This is a genomic window from Streptomyces sp. NPDC093252 (genome assembly GCF_040683675.1).
GTDB lineage: Bacteria > Actinomycetota > Actinomycetes > Streptomycetales > Streptomycetaceae > Streptomyces.
This window is the reverse complement of sequence record NZ_JBFBEM010000004.1, coordinates 544921-561935: the sequence shown is the minus strand read 5'-3', so window position 1 is coordinate 561935 and position 17015 is coordinate 544921. Positions and strand designations below refer to the sequence as shown.

Genomic DNA, 17015 nt, shown 5'->3' with positions numbered 1-17015 from the left:
TGCGGCCTTGCCTCGCTTTCGTGCGGCTCCGGAGCGGTGAACTGCCCCTCACGTTGAGTATGTTCACTCTTGACACACTGTCACCATTACTTTCCGGCCAGTCTCTTGGCATATTCCCGGGGCCGGATGGCCGAAAGAGTGAGGGTTGGCCGACGGCGGACGCATAAGCCGCCGGTCGGGGCCGGGGGGCGAGCGGCTGCGGGGGCGGGGCGGGAGAGCGGAGAGGGACAGGCCGACGGTACACCGCCGGGGGCGGAACGGAAGCAGACCGGAGGCGGAGCACGCACCCGTACGCGCCCTGGGCGGCCGAGCACGCACCCTTGCGCGCCCCCTGCGCCCGGTGTACCCTGGCGCGCTTCGTGCGCGCCCGCCCCCTCCGCCCTCCCGCACGCCCCCGGATGGGGTGCCCCCCGCTCAGCCCTTGACGATCGCGTCGATCCGGGACAGTTCCCCGGCGTCGAAGTCCAGATTGCGGGCGGCGCCCACGCTGTCCTCCAGTTGGGCGACGCTGCTCGCGCCGATCAGCGCCGAGGTGACCCGGCCGCCGCGCAGCACCCAGGCCAGGGCGAGCTGGGCGAGGGTCTGGCCCCGGCCCGCGGCGATCTCGTTCAGCGCGCGCAGCCGCTCCAACTGCTCGGCGACGGTGTCCGCGGTCAGGAACGGACTGGCACCGGCGGCCCGGGACCCCTCGGGGATACCGCCGTCGAGATAGCGGCCGGTGAGCAGACCCTGCTCCAGCGGGGAGTAGGCGATGGAGCCGACGCCCAGCTCGTCCAGCGCGTCCAGCAGACCCTCGTCCTCGGGGCGGCGGTCGAGCAGGGAGTAGCGCGGCTGGTGGATCAGCAGCGGGGTGCCCAGCTCGCGCAGGATCCGGGCGGCCTCCCGGGTCTGGGCGGCGGAGTAGTTGGACACGCCCACGTACAGCGCCTTGCCCTGCTGCACGGCGGAGTGCAGCGCGCCCATCGTCTCCTCCAGCGGAGTGTCCGGGTCGTAGCGGTGCGAGTAGAAGATGTCGACGTACTCCAGGCCCATCCGCGTCAGGCTCCGGTCGAGCGAGGACAGCAGGTACTTGCGCGAACCCCACTCCCCGTAGGGGCCGGGCCACATCAGATAGCCCGCCTTGGTGGAGATCACCAGTTCGTCGCGGTACGGGGTGAAGTCGGCGCGCAGGGCGTCGCCGAGCGCGGACTCGGCGGCACCGGGCGGCGGGCCGTAGTTGTTGGCGAGATCGAAGTGGGTGACACCGAGGTCGAAGGCGCGGCGCAGGATGGCCCGCTGGGTCCCGGCGGGGCGGTCGGGGCCGAAGTTGTGCCACAGGCCGAGGGAGAGCGCCGGGAGGCGCAGGCCGCTGCGTCCGGTACGCCGGTAGGGCAGGTCCGCGTAGCGGTCGGGGTGTGCGGTGTACAACGCGACTCCAGGGGGTTGGCGGAGGTCCCGGGTGATCCGGTGATCCGTCCCTACTCTGGCCCGTGGCGCACGCAGCGGTCCAACAGGAGAATCAGATGGAATTGAGCGACTACGCTGCTCAATCATGGAACTGCGCCATCTCCAGCACTTCGTCGCCGTCGCCGAGGACCAGCACTTCACCCGGGCCGCCGAGCGGCTGATGGTCTCCCAGTCGGGGCTGTCGGCCTCCATCCGGGCCCTGGAGCGCGAGCTGCGCGCCCCGCTGTTCGTGCGGACCACCCGCCGGGTGACCCTGACACCGGCCGGGCGGGCGCTGCTGGACGAGGCGGAACGGATCCTCGCCCAGGTGCGGTCGGCGCACGAGGCGGTGGCCGCGGTGCAGGGCGTGCTGCGCGGGATGCTGGCGCTGGGCTCGGAGCAGTGCATCGCCGGGGTGCATGTGGCGGGGCTGCTGGCAGCGTTCCGGCGGTGCCATCCGGATGTGGAGATCTGTCTGCGGCAGGCGGGCTCGGGCGCGCTGGCCGAGGAGGTGGCGGCGGGTCGGCTGGATCTCGCCTTCGTGGTGCAGTCGGCGGCGGAGGACCCGGACCAGTTGCGCCGGGTGCCGCTGACCAGCGAGCCGATGACGATGCTGTGCCATCCCGGGCACCGGCTGGCGCGGGCGGGCGCCCCGGTGACCCCGGGCGAGCTGGGCGGCGAGGTGTTCGTGGACTTCCACCCGGACTGGGGGCCGCGCCGCACCACGGACGCCGCGTTCGCCGCCGCGGGGGTGCGGCGCAAGGTGGCGCTGGAGGTCAACGACGTCCACGGCCTGCTCGACATGGTGGACGAGAATCTCGGCATCGCGGTCGTCCCGGCCCACTTCCGCTTCAAGCGCGAGTCGCTGACCGCGCTGCCGGTGAAGGACACCGAGGACACGGTCTACGAGACGGTCGCCCTGCTGCCCCCGGCCCAGGCCACCAGCCCGGCGGCCCGCGCGCTGATGGGGCTGCTGGAATCGGGCGGAGCGCACCGCCCGTAGGCCCCCCTCGGCCGTGGCGGGGCCGCGTCCGGCCGGAAGGTGCGCGAGGGTGTGACCATGCATGCCAAGGACATCCTCATCGACGGCTTCGGCCGGATCCAGGAAGAGGTCCACACCGTGGTGGAGGGCCTCGACCCCGAGCGGCTCAACGCCCGCCCCGCCCCCGGCGCCAACTCCGTGGCCTGGCTGGTCTGGCATCTCACCCGGGTGCAGGACGACCACATCGCGGACGCGTTCGGGCTGGACCAGAGCTGGCTGACCGGCGACTGGGCGGACCGCTTCGGCCTCGGCCTGCCCCGCCACGACACCGGCTACGGCCACACCCCGGCCGAGGTCGGCCGGGTACGGGTGGCCGACGCCCGCCTCCTCACCGGCTACTACGACACCGTCCACACCCAGACCCTGGGGGCGCTGCGCGGGCTCACCGCCAGGGATCTGGAGCGGGTGGTGGACGAGCGCTGGGAGCCGCCGGTCACCCTCGGGGTACGGCTGGTCAGTGTGCTGTCCGACGATCTCCAGCACGTCGGGCAGGCCGCCTACGCGCGGGGGCTGCTCACCCGGTCGTAGCCCGGCAGCACCACGTCCTCGATCAGGGCGTTGCGCTCGTCGAACGGGAGGAAGGCGCTCTTCACCGCGTTCACGGTGACCGTGCGCAGATCGTCGGCGGTCCAGCCCGCCTCGTTCACCAGCAGGGACATCTCACGGGACAGGGTGGTGCCGGAGACGAGACGGTTGTCGGTGTTGAGGGTGACGCGGAAGCCCAGGTCCTTCAGAACGGTGATGGGGTGCTCGGCAATGGAGGTGGCCGCGCCGGTCTGGAGGTTGGAGGTCGGGCACATCTCCAGGGCGATCCGGCGGTCCCGGACCCACCCGGCGAGCCGCCCCAGCTTGCCGTTCACGATGTCGTCCATGATCCGCACGCCGTGCCCGATCCGCTGGGCGCCGCACACCTGGAGCGCCTGGTGGATGCTGGGCAGTCCGTGCGCCTCCCCGGCGTGGATGGTGAACGGCACGCTCTCGCGGCGCAGGTGCTCGAAGGCGGCGAGGTGGTCGGCGGGCGGGAAGCCGTCCTCGGCGCCGGCGATGTCGAAGCCGACGACCCCGGCGTCCCGGTACGCCACCGTCAGATCGGCGATCTCCCGGGTCCGGTCGAACATCCGCATCCCGCACAGCAGCGTGCCGACCCGGACCGGGGTGCCCGCCGCCGCGGCCTTCGCCATCCCCGCCGCGAGCCCCTCCTGGACGGTCTCCACCACCTCCGGCAGGGTCAGCCCGCCCCGCAGCATCAGCTCCGGCGCGTACCGCACCTCGCCGTAGACCACGCCGTCGGCCGCGAGGTCGAGGACGTACTCCTCGGCGGTGCGCAGCAGCCCCTCCCGGGTCTGCATCACGGCGAGGGTGTGCTCGAAGGTGGCGATGTACCGGACCAGGTCACCGGAGTTGGCGGCCTCGTAGTACCAGGCGGCGAGGGCGTCCGGGTCGGTGGTGGGCAGGGTGTGCCCGACGGTCGCGGCGAGTTCCACGACGGTGGCGGGGCGCAGGCCGCCGTCGAGGTGATCGTGCAGCACGGCCTTGGGGAGCCGGCGGAGGGTGGCGTCGTCCAGCGCTTCTACGCGCGTAGCGGTCATGGTGCGGTTCATTTCTGGGCGGGCCCGGCGGGCGGGTGGGTGTGAAGGGGTGAAAGGGGTGACGGTGTGCAGGGTGGAGCGGGTGAGCGGGAGACCGCTCCTCGGGGTGGGCGGTGCCTACGGGGTGGTGGCGGGCTGGAGCAGATCCCACCGGTTGCCGTACAGGTCCTGGAAGACGGCGACCGAGCCGTACGGCTCATGCCGGGGCTCCTCCAGGAAGGTCACCCCCGCGGCCAGCATCCGGGCGTGGTCCCGGGCGAAGTCGTCGGTGTGCAGGAAGAAGCCGACCCGGCCGCCGGTCTGGTCGCCGATCCGGGCGCGCTGGGCCTCGCCCTTGGCGCGGGCGAGCAGCACGGCGGCGCCGGTGCTCCCGGTGTCCGGTTCGACGACGACCCAGCGGGAGCCGTCGGGGCGCGGGCTGTCCTCGGCGAGACGGAAGCCGAGGGCCTCGGTGTAGAAGCGGATGGCTTCGTCGTAGTCGTCGACGACAAGGCTGACCAGGGCGACGCGTCGCATCGGGACCTTCCGGGAGTGCGGTTGACCGGAGAGGTTATACGTAAAACGCGGGGTGCGCCACCTGGCGGTGCCCGCCTCCTCGCCGGGTGCGCCGCGCGGCGGTGCCGGCCCTCTCGCCGGGTGTGCCGCCGCCCCGGGGATGCCCATCTCCTCGGCGCGTCCGCCGCCCGGCGGTGCCCGCCCTCTCGCCGGGTGCGGCGCGCGGTGGTGTCCGCCTGCCCGCCGGGTGCGGCGCCCGACGGTGGCCGCCTGCCCGCCGGGTACGCCATCCCGGGGATGCCCACCCTCCTCGCCGTACGCCGCCCGGCGGTGCCGGCCCTCCTCGCCGAGTGTGCCGCGCGGTGGTGCCCGTCGAGCCCGTCGGGTGCGTCATCCCGGCGGTGCCCGCCTCCTGCCCGGGGCGTCCGGGCCTCTCCGCCGGGAGTCCTAGACCCCTGGCCCGAGGCGCCGGGGGCGGGCGGCGGATAGCGTGCCCGGCATGACGACCACGGAGGTGCCGCGCGACCGTGAACAGCGCAAACGGGAGGTGCTGGAGCGGCTGGAGAACGAGATGGACATCTGGGTGGCCTCGGCGGACACCGGCGGGGTGCCGTGTCTGGTCGCCCTGTGGTTCGTCTGGCACCAGGACGCGGTCTGGCTGGCGACCCGCCCCACCAACCCCACCGGCCGCAATCTCGCCACCGGCACCCGCGCGGCCCGGCTGGCGTTCGGTGACACCCGGGACGTCGTGCTGATCGACGGGGATGTGGAGGTCCACTCCCGCGAGGAGGTACCGGCCGCCGCGGCGGAGGCGTTCCACCGCAAGACGGGCTGGGACCCGAGGACGGACCGCGCGGTGTACGCCTACTACCGGGTAAGCCCCCGGGCGGTCCAGTCCTGGCACGAGGTACGGGAACTGCCGCAGCGGCACATCATGCGCGACGGGCGCTGGCTGGACTGAGGGAGCCGGGCGGGCGGCCGGGACGGGCGCGTCCTGGCGAGGTACGGCCGCGGGGGTGACCTCCGGGTCGTCGCCCCTGCGGCCGGGCCCGCGCCCCCTCCGGCGTCTGCGGTGGTCGCCCGAGGACGCACCGCCCCGGGTGTCGGCGAGGTCGCCGGGCACCGCGCACCGCCGCGCGCCGGATCGTCCGGACGGTCCGGACGGTCCGGACGGTCCGGAGGGTCAGGACGGTGACGACGTCTCCGGGGTCTGCTTCATCCCGTCGACGACGGCCCGGTCGATGACCGCGCTGGTGTGCATGATCGTGCCGGGCTCGATGACGACGCCCTGCTCCGTGCGCTCGTTCACCTGGACGCTGCGCTCACCGAGGAAGACGAAGGTCTTCCGGTCGAAGATCCACTCCTCCCGGGCGCCGCTGGTCTCGTCGAGCCGGGCCACCGCGATGCCCTCCCGCCCGGCCGCGTCCTCGGCGTCGTTCACCACGACGACCCCGGGGATCTTCGCGGCGGTCTTGAACAGCGCCGAGTACAGCTCGGTCGGCGGGTAGCTCTCGCCGAGCAGGTCGCCGATGGTGGAGAACGCCTGCTGGTCGGGGGAGTTGCCCTGGCCCTCGGTCTCCTTGTAGATCTTCGCGAGGAGCTGGTCGGGGTCGGTGGTGAGCTTGGTGAGGTAGTCGTAGGAGGGGCCGTTGATCGTGGCCTCGGGGGTGTTGCCCTGCTCGTCGGGCAGGCTCAGGGTCTCGCCCTCGGGGCTGTCGTTGACGGCGGGGTCGATGAGCCAGCCCTCGGTGCCGTCCGGGGACTTCCAGACCTTGCGGGTGTGCAGGGCGTGGCTGGCGAGGGAGGCGTCGTCGCCCTCGATCTTGAGGAAGGAGTCGGCGACCCGGGACTCGACGTAGACGAACTGCCCCGGCTTCGGGATCGGCCGGGCGGTGCCGTCGGGGGCGGAGGCGGCGTGCGAGATCCTGTCGAGCAGTTGGGGCACGCCGTCGGAGCTGGCGGTGCCGAGGTCGGTGGTCAGGGCCGGGCCGGTGGCGAGGCCGCCGCCCCCGCCGTTGTTCAGCACCGTGACGGCGACGATCACGCCGGTCACGGCCGCGGCGACAGCGGGCAGGGTGATCGCGGGACGCGGCAGCCGCAGCCGCCGGGGCTTCATCCCGGAGGCGGCCGTCCCCGTGCTCTCCTCGCGCTGCCGCATGTCCTGGATCTGGGCCATCAGACGCTCCTTGTGGAACTGGTGACGGCCCGGTGGCAGGTCGCGCGCTGTCCGGGACAGGAGCTGGGCGCTCTCGTCCTCCTCGGCAGGGCGCTGCCGGGACGGGTTCGCGTTCATCGGTTTCCTTCCTGTGCGGGCCGGATCGCGTGGTCGTGATCGCCTCTTGTCTGTCGGGCGGCGCGGACGGCTTCCCGGGTTCCGCGAACTTTTTCGCGGGCGGTGCCGGCGGCGCCCCGCGCTACGGAGGCCGCGGCGGTCGTCGGCGCGGGGCGCGGAGCGGTGTCCAGCGGGCGGGCGAGTTCGGCCTCGGCGAGGGTGCGCAGCTTCCGCCGGGCCCGGGAGAGCCGGGAGGCGACCGTGCCGACGGGGATGCCGAGCGCCTCGGCGGCGGACTCGTAGTCCAGGCCCTCGCCGAGGCAGAGCGCGATGACCTCGCGTTCGGTGCGGCGCAGCGCGGCCAGCGAGGTGAGGACGGTCGCGAGCCGGCGCCGGTCGTCGAGCCGCCCGGCCACCTCGTCGGCGTGGTCGGGTACCGCCAGGGACAGTTCGGCCGCCGCGGCGGCACCGGCGGCGGCCCGGTAGCGGCGGTTGGAGCGGAACTGGTTGCGCGCGGTGTTGGTGGCGATGCCGAGCAGCCAGGGCCGCAGGGATCCCCCTTCGGGGCTCACCCGATCCCGCAGCCGCCATGCCTCCAGGAAGGTGGCGGCCATGACGTCCTCGGCGGTCGACCAGTCGGCGGTTAGCCGGAAGGCATGGTTGTAGACCGCGCGCGCATAGCTGTCGAACAGCTCGGCGTACGCGGTCGGATCCCCGGCTCTGATCCGGGAACGCAGTTGAGTACTCACCTCAGACAACTGTCCGGCACCCTTCGCCCCCTTCCCGTGACCCGGGTCACAGCCGTCTCACCCGGGTCGCGATCCCCTCACCAAGGTCGCGATCCCCTCACCCGGGTCTCAGTCCTCCCCGCCCGGTCACAGCCCGCTCCCCCGGGGCGGGTTCACTGCGCCCGGCGGGGCCAGCAGGCGAGCAGTTGGTCGGCGACGGTGTGCAGGGCCGCGCGGGGCACTCCCGAGGCGGCCTGGACGGCGAGTCCCTGGACGACCGAGACCAGGAGCCGGGCGAAGGCCCGGGAGTCGGTGCCGGGCGGCAGACCGGCGGTGCCCGGGAAGGAGTCGAGCCGGTCGGCGAGGACGGTCACCCCGTCCTCCCGGAGCCCGGTCAGATACGCCCGCACCGACGCCGAGCGCGGGTTCACGGCGAGGGCGCTGTGCACGACCAGACAGCCGGGCGGGGTGTCCTCCCCGGCGACGGCCTCCACCGCACGGTGCAGGAAGGTGTGGGCCAGCGCCTGGGCCGAAGGCTCTTCGAGGGCGGCGCCCAGATAGGACCCGGGGCCCGCCATATAACGCTCGACAGCCTTGCGGAAGAGGGTCTCCTTGTCGCCGAAGGCCGCGTAGACGCTGGGGGCGCTCATGCCCATGGCCGCAGTCAGATCGGACAGGGCGGTGCCTTCGTAGCCCTGGGTCCAGAAGGTCAGCATGGCCGCGTCCAGCGCCCGCTCGGGGTCGTAGCCGCGTGGCCGGCCACCCGGCATGAGCCCGCCTCCCCTTCTGCCCCCGCCTGTCCGCCCCGCCCGCGCGGGGAGCGTCTGCGCGCAGCTTATCGAGGGCTCGGTTGACACCCCGTCATGGGAACCGGAATAGTTTCCTATCGATCGTTAGGATACTGCTGCTCAGTGACGAGGAGAGCCATGAGCCTGATCGATCCGTACGCGACCGATCCCCGCTACACCCAGCGGAGCGCGGTCTATGTGCCGGCCGGGGAGGGGCAGACCTCCTGGGTGTTCGCCGACACCTACACCCTCAAGGCCGGTGCGCGGGAGACCCATGGGTCGCTGACGTTCCTGGAGGCGACGGTGCCGCCGGAGGGGGGACCCGGGCCGCATGTCCACAACGATCACGACGAGACGTTCTATGTCATCTCCGGGGAACTGGAGTTCCTCAACGGCGACGAGACGGTGACCGCCGGGCCCGGCGGGTTCTTCTTCGTCCCGCGCGGCACCCGGCACCGCTTCCGCAACCGTGGCCACCACGCCGTGAAGATGATCTTCTTCTTCACGCCGGGCGGCATCGAGGAACTCCTCCTCGCCGGTGCCACCCCCGCCGAACCCGGGGTGGCACCCCCCGTCCGCGACCTCAGCATCGCGGCGCCCCCGGCCGAACTGATGGCGCGCTACGGCACCGAGAACCTCCCCGACCCCGAGTAGACGGAGGGCGACGACCCCGAGCGGACGGGGGACAGCCCCGAGTGGACGGGGTGGGGACGGCCCGCCCGCCGGGGTCAGGGGTAGACCTCGGGGCCAGGGATAGACCTCGGGGTCAGGGATAGACGTAAGTGTTCAGGGTGTCGACCGCGGCCTGTGGATTGCCCAGGTCGTAGCGGTCCACGGCGAGGAAGGTGGGCTTCTTGCGGGCGGCGGGCTCGCAGAAGCGGCGGGCGCGGTCGGTGAGCTTGGTGTTGTCGGTCCCGGCGGTGCCGGACACCGTGGTGTCCCGGAAGTGGTTCATCACGAACAGCGGCTTGAAGGCGCCTTCGGTGCGGGTCAGCGGGAGGGTGGTGTCGGGCCCGTACCAGCGGCTGTAGCAGGACCAGTCGGAGGCGCCGACGCCGGAGCCCATGGACCAGTGGTTCTCCACGGTCCACTCGCTCTGGTACATGACCCCGAAGGTGTCCCGGGTCAGTCCCGCGGACTGGTCGGCGGCGCGGCTGTGGTCGGTGAAGATCAGCAGCCGGTCGTCGGCGGCGATCAGATCGGCCACCTTGGGCCAGCCGTTCTGCCGGACGCCGGTCCGGTCGGGGCGGTGGAGGAGGTCGGAGAGGCCGCTGACGCGGGCGAGTTCGGAGCGCAGGACGGCCGGGTCGACATAGTCCTCCAGGAAGACGGTGGCGAGCTGGTCCGGGTGGGCGCGGAGGAAGTCCACGATCCGCTGGAGGTCGACCCAGAGGGCGACCGGGCGGCTGACCAGGGTGCAACTGGTGTGGCAGAGGATGGCGCCGTCCGGCGTCTGATGGATGTCCAGCATGAATCCCCGTACACCATCGGCGAGTTGCCGGTCGATGCCGCGCGACTGGTTGGGGAACAGATTGACGAAGGGCGGGGCGAAGCCGCCGTCGACGCCGTTGGCGTAGGCGTTGTGCGCGGTGAGGAAGGTGACCTGGTCCAGGGTGCGCTCGCTCGCGGGCGGCATGGGGCGGGTCGCGGGGGTGACCGGGGTGAGGTACCAGGTGGCGAGGGCGCCGGAGCCGCCGAGGGTGAGCCGGGCCGGGTAGGTGGCGCCGGAGGGCTTGGCGGCGACCGTGAGATGGCGGTCGGTGCCGGGGGCCTTCAGGGTGTACTGGTCCGCCCCGGCGGAGGTGATCTCCCAGAGGGCGTCGGGGCCGGTGCAGGCGACGGCTGCGGCCTGGTCGCCGGACCGGCCGAGACAGGAGCCGGGGGTGTCGGTGTTCTCCAGGAGGTGTCCGGAGCCGCTCGCCCGCAGCGTCCACTGCTGGCGGTCCTCGTTGCCCCGGGGGTTGTGCTGCTCGACGGCACCGCCGCCCGCGTCGGCGGCGTTCAGGCCGGTGACGGCGCTCTGCACGTAGTAGGCGCCGGGGGTGGGGACGGCGGTGGCCCGGGCCGCGGCACCGGCCGGAACGGGGGCCACGGCCGACGCGGCGAGCGCGACGGCCGTGGCGAGCAGGATGTGGGGGGTACGCATGACGGGGTCCTTCGTCCGGGGCGTCAGATCCATGGGGTCAGGAGCAAGACCATGGGGTCAGGAGCAAGACCGCTGGGGTCGGATCCATGACCGTTAGGTCAGGTGCATGACACCACGCCCCGCCGGACCGCGTCAGCAGTACAGGTTGCCGCCGGGTGAGACTCCGAGGATCTGGGTGAACCGGTTGTAGTTGTTGACCCGGCTCTGGACCTGGGCCGGGTTCTTGCCGTCGCACTCCAGGGAGCCGTTGATGGAACGGATGGTCTGGCCGAAACCGGCGCCGTTGACCATCGCGTTGTGGCCGGTCATGGTGCCGGGGCCGCGCTGGGTGTTCCAGTACCAGAGCCCGGTCTTCCAGGCCACGGCCGCGTTGTTCTGGACCTGCCAGGGGTTGTTGAGCAGGTCGATGCCCAGCGCGTCCCCGGCCGCCTTGTAGTTGAAGTTCCAGCTCAGTTGGATCGGGCCGCGCCCGTAGTAGGCGGCCTGGCCCGCGGGGCAGCCGTAGGACTGGCTGGTGTCGCAGTAGTGGGGGTAGTTGGCGGTGTTCTGCTCCACGATGTGGACCAGGCCGCCTGTCTCGTGGCTGACATTGGCCAGGAAGGCCGCCGCCTCCTGCTTCTTGACCGTGTCGCTACCGGTGGTGGCGAACGCCGGGAAGGCGCTCATCGCGGAGACCAGCCCGCTGTAGGTGTAGAAGGAGTTGCGGCTCGGGAACATCTGGTTGAACTGGGCCTCGGTGACCACGAAACCCGTGACGGGGGTGCCGGGTGTGGTGTCACACGCGTACGGCTCCCAGTACCAGGTGCTGATGGTGGGGTCGTAGCCCGGGTTGGCGTGCTCGGCGATGTACGCCTTCCCGTCGGTGTAGCGGACGATGGCTCCGGCGGCGTAGGACTGCCCGGCCACCCAGTTGGGGTAGCTGGAGCACGGGGCCGCGACCGCCTCGGTGGCCGGGAGGAGCACCGGCACGGAGGCCGCGATGGCGACGGCGGCGAGAACTGCGGAGATGCGACGCCTCTTCACGGAGTGAACTCCTTTTCAGGACACGGCCGCACCCGGACAGGACGGGAGGAGAACCGACCTTGAGCGCGCACGCCGGCGTCACACCGGTCACGGCGGTCGGGGGCGGCCGTGGTGGGGGGTTGTGGACGCACACTCAACCGTCTTGGTCTGGACCAGTCAAGGGTTTAGACCAGTTGACGGATGTGGAGATTATGTCGACCCAGGTCAGGGGGTTGGGCGGGCGCGTTGACGGCTGATGCGCGGTCATGTCCGCTGCCCGGAAGAGCGGTTCCCGAGGAACCCGACCCACCCCCTCCCCTGCCCCCCGGGGGGGCTCACGGGCGTGGCGTGGCCCGGCTCACCGCCTGTGACGCCTCCTCCCGGGACTGCTGGAGGCACATCGCGGCGTCGATCACATTCGGGCGTCCCGGGATGCACAGTTCCGCGCCCTGTTCCATCGCGCTGATCGCCGTGGCCGCGACCTTGTCGGCCGCCACCCACATGACCCTGGGAACGGCCGCGATCTCCTCCTCGCTGAATCCGGCGGTCCGGGCGAACGGGGTCGGCACCGGGCCGGGGCACAACGCCGTCACCGTGACCGGTGAGTCCTGGAGTTCGAGAGCCAGGGTGCGGGAGAAGGAGAGCACGAACGCCTTCGAGGCGGCATAGGTCCCCTGCCCCGCCAAGGGGCGGAACGCGGCGACCGAGGACACGTTCAGAATGGCCCCGGACTTCCGTGCGAGCATGCCGTCCACATAGCGGCGGCAGAGCTCCACCACAGTGGTCACATTGAGTGCGATGTGCGCGAGTTCCGACGCGACATCGCACTCCGCGACGCTGGTCCGGGTGGCGGCCCCGGCGGCGTTGACGAGGATGTCGACGGTCAGACCCGAGCGCTCGACGCGCTCCGCGAGCAGCCGACGGCCGGATGCCTCGGCCAGATCGGCTTCGACGGTCTCGACGCGCCCGCCGTGCCGCGCCGCGTCCTCGGCGACCGCGCCGAGCCGGGCCGGGTCACGGCCGACCAGGACAGTGCCGTAGCCGCGTTCCGCGAGGGCCTGTGCCAGGGCCGCGCCGATGCCCGAGGAAGCGCCGGTGATCAGTGCGGTGCCCTGTGCGGAGGGCGGCGGTAGTGACATGGCCTCAACGTAGCCTCCCCGCACGGGGGATGTACCGGCACAGATCGGCCATTGATCAGCCGGTCATCAGCCGGGCCGGACCGGTCGGGGCGGGGGGCGCCGGGGGGCGCCGGGGGGCGCCGGGGGCAGCATTGCGGCAACTCCGCCCCGGATCTGCGGCAACTCCGGGGCGGGTCTGCGGCAGCGCTGCGGCAACTCCGGGGCGCGTCTGCGGCAGCTCCGGGGCGGAGAATCACCCCCATGACCACCCCACCCCCGCCCAAGCCCCCCACGCCCCCCACATCCCCACCCTCACCCCCGCACCCCCTGGTCGACCGTGCCCGGCGCCTCGCCCATGACCTGCTCGCGCCGTGTGCCCAGGAGGTGGACCGGACGGAAGTACCTCCGAGTCACCTCGCGGCGATCCGGGAGTCCGGGGTGCTGGGGGTGAGCGCGCCGGTGGCGTACGGCGGGGCGGGGGCGCCGGACGCGGTGGCGCGGGAGGTCGCGGAGATCCTGGCGGGCGCCTGCTGTGCGACCTGGTTCGTCCAGACCCAGCACCACACACCGGTCCGGCTGCTCGCCCGTTCCGACGCCCCGGTGCGGCAGCGGCTGCTGCGTCCGCTGGCCACCGGTGAGCTGCTGGCCGGGATCGCGTACGCGCATGTCCGCGCCTATCCCCGGGTGCCGGTGCGGGCGACGGCCGAGCGCGGCGGCTGGAGGTTCGACGGCACCGTGCCCTGGTACACCGGCTGGGGGCTCAACGAGGTGATGCTGCTGGCGGGGATCAGTGAGGGGGAGTCGGGCGCCGAGGTGGTGCTCGCCTTCGCGGACGCCCGGGAGCAGCCCGGGATGCGGGCGTCGGAGCCGCTGCGACTGGCGGCGCTGACGGCGGCGCGGACCGTCGCCCTCGAACTCGACGGACTGTGGCTGCCGGACGAGGCGGTGGCGCTGCGCACCCCTCGCGAGGCGTTCGCCGCCGTCGACCTGCCGCGCAGCGCGAACGCCTCCCCGGCGGTCTTCGGTATCGCCTATGCCGCGCTCGATCTGCTGGACGAGGAGGCACGGGCCACCGTGGCACCGCTGCGGGAGCGGATCGACGCGGTGCGGGAACGGGCGTACGCGCTGGCCGAGTCGGCGGAGCCCCGGGAGCGGATCGAGGAGCGGCTCGCGCTGCGGGTGCGCGCGCACGATCTGATGCGGGCGGCGACGACGGCCGCGGTGGTGGCGGGCGGCGGCCGGGTGACCGGCCTCGACAGCCCGGCCCAGCGGCTGTACCGGGAGGGCATGTTCCTGCTGATCCAGGCCCAGACGCCACCGGTACGTGAGGCGCACCTGGAGCATCTGGGGGCGGGTGAGGTCTAGCGGGTCGCTGAGCGCCACGCGCTGGAGGCGGGGCGGGGCGGGGCGGGTCGCCGAGCGCCGTGCAGCGGCAGGGCGGCGGGTCGCCGAGGGCCCGGCGGCGGCAGCGCGGTTCCTCGACGGGGGTGATCTCCGGGTCGGCGAACCCGGCCCCGGCCGCTCCCCGGAGGCGTGGCACCGGGTCGGCCCGCGCTGTCGGCGCGCAGGGCCCGCATCGGCAGATCCCGGCCCGGCCGCACGCCCGGTCCGCGCGGGGCTACCGGGTGAACGACGCCCGCGCCCCGGCCCCCGCCGACTCCCCCGCGGGCTCCTCCGCCGGATGCCGCCACAGTCCCCGGCCCGCCAGGAGGGGCAGGACGCCCTCGCCGAACCAGTACGCCTCCTCCAGGTGCGGGTAGCCGGAGAGGACGAACTCGTCGATGCCGAGGGCGTGGTACTCCAGGACGCGTTCGGCGACCTCGCTGTGGCTGCCGACCAGGGCCGTGCCCGCGCCGCCGCGGACCAGGCCGATGCCCGCCCAGAGGTTGGGGTGGATCTCCAGGCCGTCGCGGGAACCGCCGTGCAGGGCGAGCATCCGGCGCTGCCCCTCGGACTCGCTGCGGGCGAGGCCGCTCTGCACGGCGCGCACGGTCTCCGGGTCGAACCCGGCGAGAAGCCGGTCCGCCTCGGCCCAGGCCTGCGCGGCGGTGTCCCGGGTGATGACATGGAGACGGATGCCGAAGCGCAGGGTGCGGCCCTCGCGGGCCGCGAGCCGCCGGATCCGGGCGATCTTCTCGGCGACCTGGGCGGGCGGCTCGCCCCAGGTGAGGTAGACGTCGACGTACTTCGCGGCGATCTCCCCGGCGATCGGGGAGGACCCGCCGAAGTACACCTCGGGCACCGGGTCGGGCACCCGGGCGAGCCGGGCGTCCTCGACCCGCAGATGCGCGCCGTCCAGGTCGACCGTCTTCCCCTCCCACAACTGCCGTACGACATCGAGGAATTCACCGGTACGGCGGTAGCGGTCGTCCTTGTCGAGGAAGTCGCCGTAGGCCCGCTGCTCGTGGGTCTCGCCGCCGGTGACGACATTGAGGAGGAGCCGCCCGCCGGACTGCCGCTGGAAGGTGGACGCCATCTGCGCGGCGAGGGTCGGGGAGACGAAGCCGGGGCGGAAGGCGACCAGGAACTTCAGCCGTTCGGTGTGCCGGCTGACCATGGCGGTGGTGAGCCAGGCGTCCTCGCACCAGGCGCCGGTCGGGGTGAGGGCGGCGGCGAAGCCGAGGTCCTCGGCGGCGCGGGCGATCTGGCTGAGGTAGGCGACGGTGGGCGGCCGGTCGCGGCCGGAGGCGGTGGCCGGGGAGCCGTGACCACCGCCGACGACATGCCGGCTGTCGCCGTTGGTGGGCAGGAACCAGTGGAACGTGAGGGTCACCGGGGATTCTCTCCGATCGGAGCGGACCATGGCGGGGCCTGTGCGGAGGCGGGGCCTGTGCGGAGGCGGCACCCGCAGGAGGCGGGGCCTGCGACGAGGGGCGTCGACCGCCGGGGGCGTCAGCTCGCGGCGGCCAGCAGCGGCCTGCTGCCGAGGGCCAGCGAGAACTGGTCGACGACCTGCGCGAGCGCCTCGGTGGCGGCGTCGGCGACGGTGAGGGAGCCGTCGTCGTGCACGGCGATGTCCTTGTCGAGGGTGAACCAGCCCTGCACTATATGGCCGGCGCCCATGGAACTGAGGACGGGGCGCAGTGCGTAGTCGATGGCCAGCACATGTGCGGTGGTCCCACCGGTCGCGAGCGGCAGCACGGTCTTGCCGCCCAGCGCGTACTGCGGCAGCAGATCGAGCAGCGCCTTGAGGACCCCGGAGTACGCGGCCTTGTAGACGGGCGTGCCGATGACGACCCCGTCCGCGCGGGCGAACAGTTCGGTGGCCGCCACGATCGCCGGGTGCCGGAAGTCGGCGCCGAGCAGTGCCTCCGCGGGGATGGTGCGGACGTCGAGCGGGACGACGTCGTGGCCCTGGGCCGTCAGGCGCTGATCGAGATGGCGCAGCAGCCGGTTGGTCCGGGAGGAGGCGGAGGGGCTGCCGGAGACGGACAGGACGGTGGCCATGCGGTCCTCTTTCGGGGTTCGGGAAGCGCGGGGCGAGGGAGGCGAGGGAAGGGGAGCAGGCGTGGCCGGTGGGCCGGGGCGGGCCCCATCCGTGATTCCGCCCCGTCCCGTCCCGATCCCGTGCGCGTTCCGGTGCGGGCGGTGAATGACGGGGACTGAGCGGCCCCTTGGATCTCCCGCCGCCGAATTCCCTTTCGGACAGGCCGAATTGATCCCCGGCCGCGGCCGGGTCCCGGAATTGCGGGTGCGCGGAATGCGGAAGGGAAGGTAAAGGGATGAGGAGGGTGGAGAGAGGAGACGTGCGCGGCGGATCGGGGCGGAGATCAGGCCACGGAGCAGCAACAGGAGGCGCTGAAGACGCGCGCGAGATCGACATGGCGTCGCCGCGTGAGGTCCAGTCGCATCATCATGTCCTCGATCGTCGCAGCCGCCTGTCCGGGCGTCAAGGCAAACTTGACCGGTCTCGTATCGCGGACCATTGAATTCCAGGAACACCCCGGGCGAAAACCTGTGAACGGGCCGGAATGCGGGCCGTATTCCATGGCGGCGGCGACTCTCGGGCGGGAATAGGACGCTCCCGCCGGGCACCGGGTCCGGGGAACTGCGGCTGTCCTGGCCCGCGTTGAAGACGGTGAGGCGGTGAGGCGGTCCGGAACGTCCGTCTCGGCGTGCGTGAGGCCACCCGCCCCCGGAACGTCGGTCTCCGCGCGCGTGAGGCGGACCCGCCCCGCCAGAGCACCGGCCGGAGCGGGCGCCGCGAGGGCGATCACCGGCCGCCCGGCCCCCACCCACCCGGCGCGGCACACCCCGGCGCCGGGCCCACCCTCCCCGGTACCCCCTCCCGGCACCCGCCCTCCCCCGGCGGCCGTCCCACCGATCGGTCACTCTCCCTGAGCGCTACACATAAGTCCGAAATGGGAGCACAATGAACTTATGCGGCGTTTACCGCACACCGCACCAGAA

At 72.9% G+C, this 17015-nt stretch carries 16 protein-coding genes; 5 read left to right on the top strand and 11 right to left on the bottom strand.

Translation table 11 applies throughout. The features are described from left to right. Positions 1-414: 414 nt before the first annotated feature. A complete protein-coding gene (gene mgrA / locus AB0O01_RS11360; RefSeq protein WP_365312330.1) occupies positions 415-1407 on the bottom strand; it encodes an L-glyceraldehyde 3-phosphate reductase in 993 nt (330 codons plus the stop codon). Positions 1408-1531: 124 nt separating this feature from the next. On the opposite strand from mgrA, the gene AB0O01_RS11355 reads away from it, so the two are divergent. Together AB0O01_RS11355 and AB0O01_RS11350 are read left to right on the top strand one after the other, a co-directional pair. Continuing rightward, a complete protein-coding gene (locus AB0O01_RS11355; RefSeq protein WP_365312328.1) occupies positions 1532-2428 on the top strand; it encodes a LysR substrate-binding domain-containing protein in 897 nt (298 codons plus the stop codon). Positions 2429-2485: 57 nt separating this feature from the next. Further along, a complete protein-coding gene (locus AB0O01_RS11350; RefSeq protein WP_365312461.1) occupies positions 2486-2995 on the top strand; it encodes a DinB family protein in 510 nt (169 codons plus the stop codon). Here AB0O01_RS11350 and AB0O01_RS11345 read toward each other — a convergent pair. Together AB0O01_RS11345 and AB0O01_RS11340 are read right to left on the bottom strand one after the other, a co-directional pair. Continuing rightward, positions 2965-4056 (bottom strand): adenosine deaminase, encoded by a 1092-nt coding sequence (locus tag AB0O01_RS11345; protein ID WP_365312327.1) that lies wholly within the window; start codon positions 4054-4056, stop codon positions 2965-2967. The genes AB0O01_RS11350 and AB0O01_RS11345 overlap by 31 nt on opposite strands. Positions 4057-4173: 117 nt before the next feature. Continuing rightward, positions 4174-4572, bottom strand: coding sequence for a VOC family protein (locus AB0O01_RS11340; protein WP_365312326.1), 399 nt, complete (start codon positions 4570-4572; stop codon positions 4174-4176). 478 nt (positions 4573-5050) lie between these two features. Between AB0O01_RS11340 and AB0O01_RS11335 the strand changes: the two genes are divergently transcribed. Beyond that, on the top strand, positions 5051-5512 hold the full coding sequence (locus AB0O01_RS11335) for a pyridoxamine 5'-phosphate oxidase family protein (RefSeq protein WP_365312324.1): 462 nt from the start codon (positions 5051-5053) through the stop codon (positions 5510-5512). Between the two features lie 222 nt (positions 5513-5734). Here AB0O01_RS11335 and AB0O01_RS11330 read toward each other — a convergent pair whose 3' ends face one another. From AB0O01_RS11330 to AB0O01_RS11320, 3 genes are all read right to left on the bottom strand, one after another. Beyond that, positions 5735-6844, bottom strand: a complete 1110-nt coding sequence (locus tag AB0O01_RS11330) for a CU044_5270 family protein (protein ID WP_365312323.1) — start codon at positions 6842-6844, stop codon at positions 5735-5737. Then, complete coding sequence (locus tag AB0O01_RS11325; RefSeq protein ID WP_365312322.1) at positions 6841-7572, bottom strand: RNA polymerase sigma factor; 732 nt, start codon at positions 7570-7572, stop codon at positions 6841-6843. Before AB0O01_RS11325 ends, AB0O01_RS11330 begins: the two co-directional genes overlap by 4 nt. A gap of 152 nt (positions 7573-7724) precedes the next feature. Beyond that, complete coding sequence (locus AB0O01_RS11320) at positions 7725-8321, bottom strand: TetR/AcrR family transcriptional regulator (RefSeq protein ID WP_365312321.1); 597 nt, start codon at positions 8319-8321, stop codon at positions 7725-7727. Between the two features lie 156 nt (positions 8322-8477). Here AB0O01_RS11320 and AB0O01_RS11315 point away from each other — a divergent pair, with 156 nt between their 5' ends. Next, positions 8478-8993, top strand: a complete 516-nt coding sequence (locus AB0O01_RS11315) for a cupin domain-containing protein (protein WP_365312319.1) — start codon at positions 8478-8480, stop codon at positions 8991-8993. Positions 8994-9105: 112 nt separating this feature from the next. On the opposite strand, the gene AB0O01_RS11310 is transcribed toward AB0O01_RS11315, so the two are convergent. The 3 genes from AB0O01_RS11310 to AB0O01_RS11300 form a co-directional block, all read right to left on the bottom strand. Beyond that, complete coding sequence (locus tag AB0O01_RS11310) at positions 9106-10485, bottom strand: phospholipase (protein ID WP_365312318.1); 1380 nt, start codon at positions 10483-10485, stop codon at positions 9106-9108. Between the two features lie 132 nt (positions 10486-10617). Further along, positions 10618-11508, bottom strand: coding sequence for a glycoside hydrolase family 19 protein (locus AB0O01_RS11305; RefSeq protein WP_365312317.1), 891 nt, complete (start codon positions 11506-11508; stop codon positions 10618-10620). 314 nt (positions 11509-11822) lie between these two features. After that, on the bottom strand, positions 11823-12626 hold the full coding sequence (locus AB0O01_RS11300; protein WP_365312315.1) for an SDR family NAD(P)-dependent oxidoreductase: 804 nt from the start codon (positions 12624-12626) through the stop codon (positions 11823-11825). A 240-nt stretch (positions 12627-12866) separates the two neighbouring features. On the opposite strand from AB0O01_RS11300, the gene AB0O01_RS11295 reads away from it, so the two are divergent. Next, the gene (locus AB0O01_RS11295; protein ID WP_365312313.1) at positions 12867-13970 is read left to right on the top strand and encodes an acyl-CoA dehydrogenase family protein; all 1104 of its coding nucleotides are present in this window, start codon (positions 12867-12869) and stop codon (positions 13968-13970) included. Positions 13971-14223: 253 nt separating this feature from the next. On the opposite strand, the gene AB0O01_RS11290 is transcribed toward AB0O01_RS11295, so the two are convergent. Both AB0O01_RS11290 and ssuE read right to left on the bottom strand, forming a co-directional pair. Next, positions 14224-15378 carry an LLM class flavin-dependent oxidoreductase gene (locus tag AB0O01_RS11290; RefSeq protein WP_365312312.1) on the bottom strand — a complete coding sequence of 385 codons (1155 nt, stop codon included), beginning with the start codon at positions 15376-15378 and terminating at the stop codon, positions 14224-14226. A gap of 119 nt (positions 15379-15497) precedes the next feature. Further along, a complete protein-coding gene (ssuE, locus tag AB0O01_RS11285; protein ID WP_365312310.1) occupies positions 15498-16052 on the bottom strand; it encodes an NADPH-dependent FMN reductase in 555 nt (184 codons plus the stop codon). Between the last annotated feature and the right edge of the window lie 963 nt (positions 16053-17015).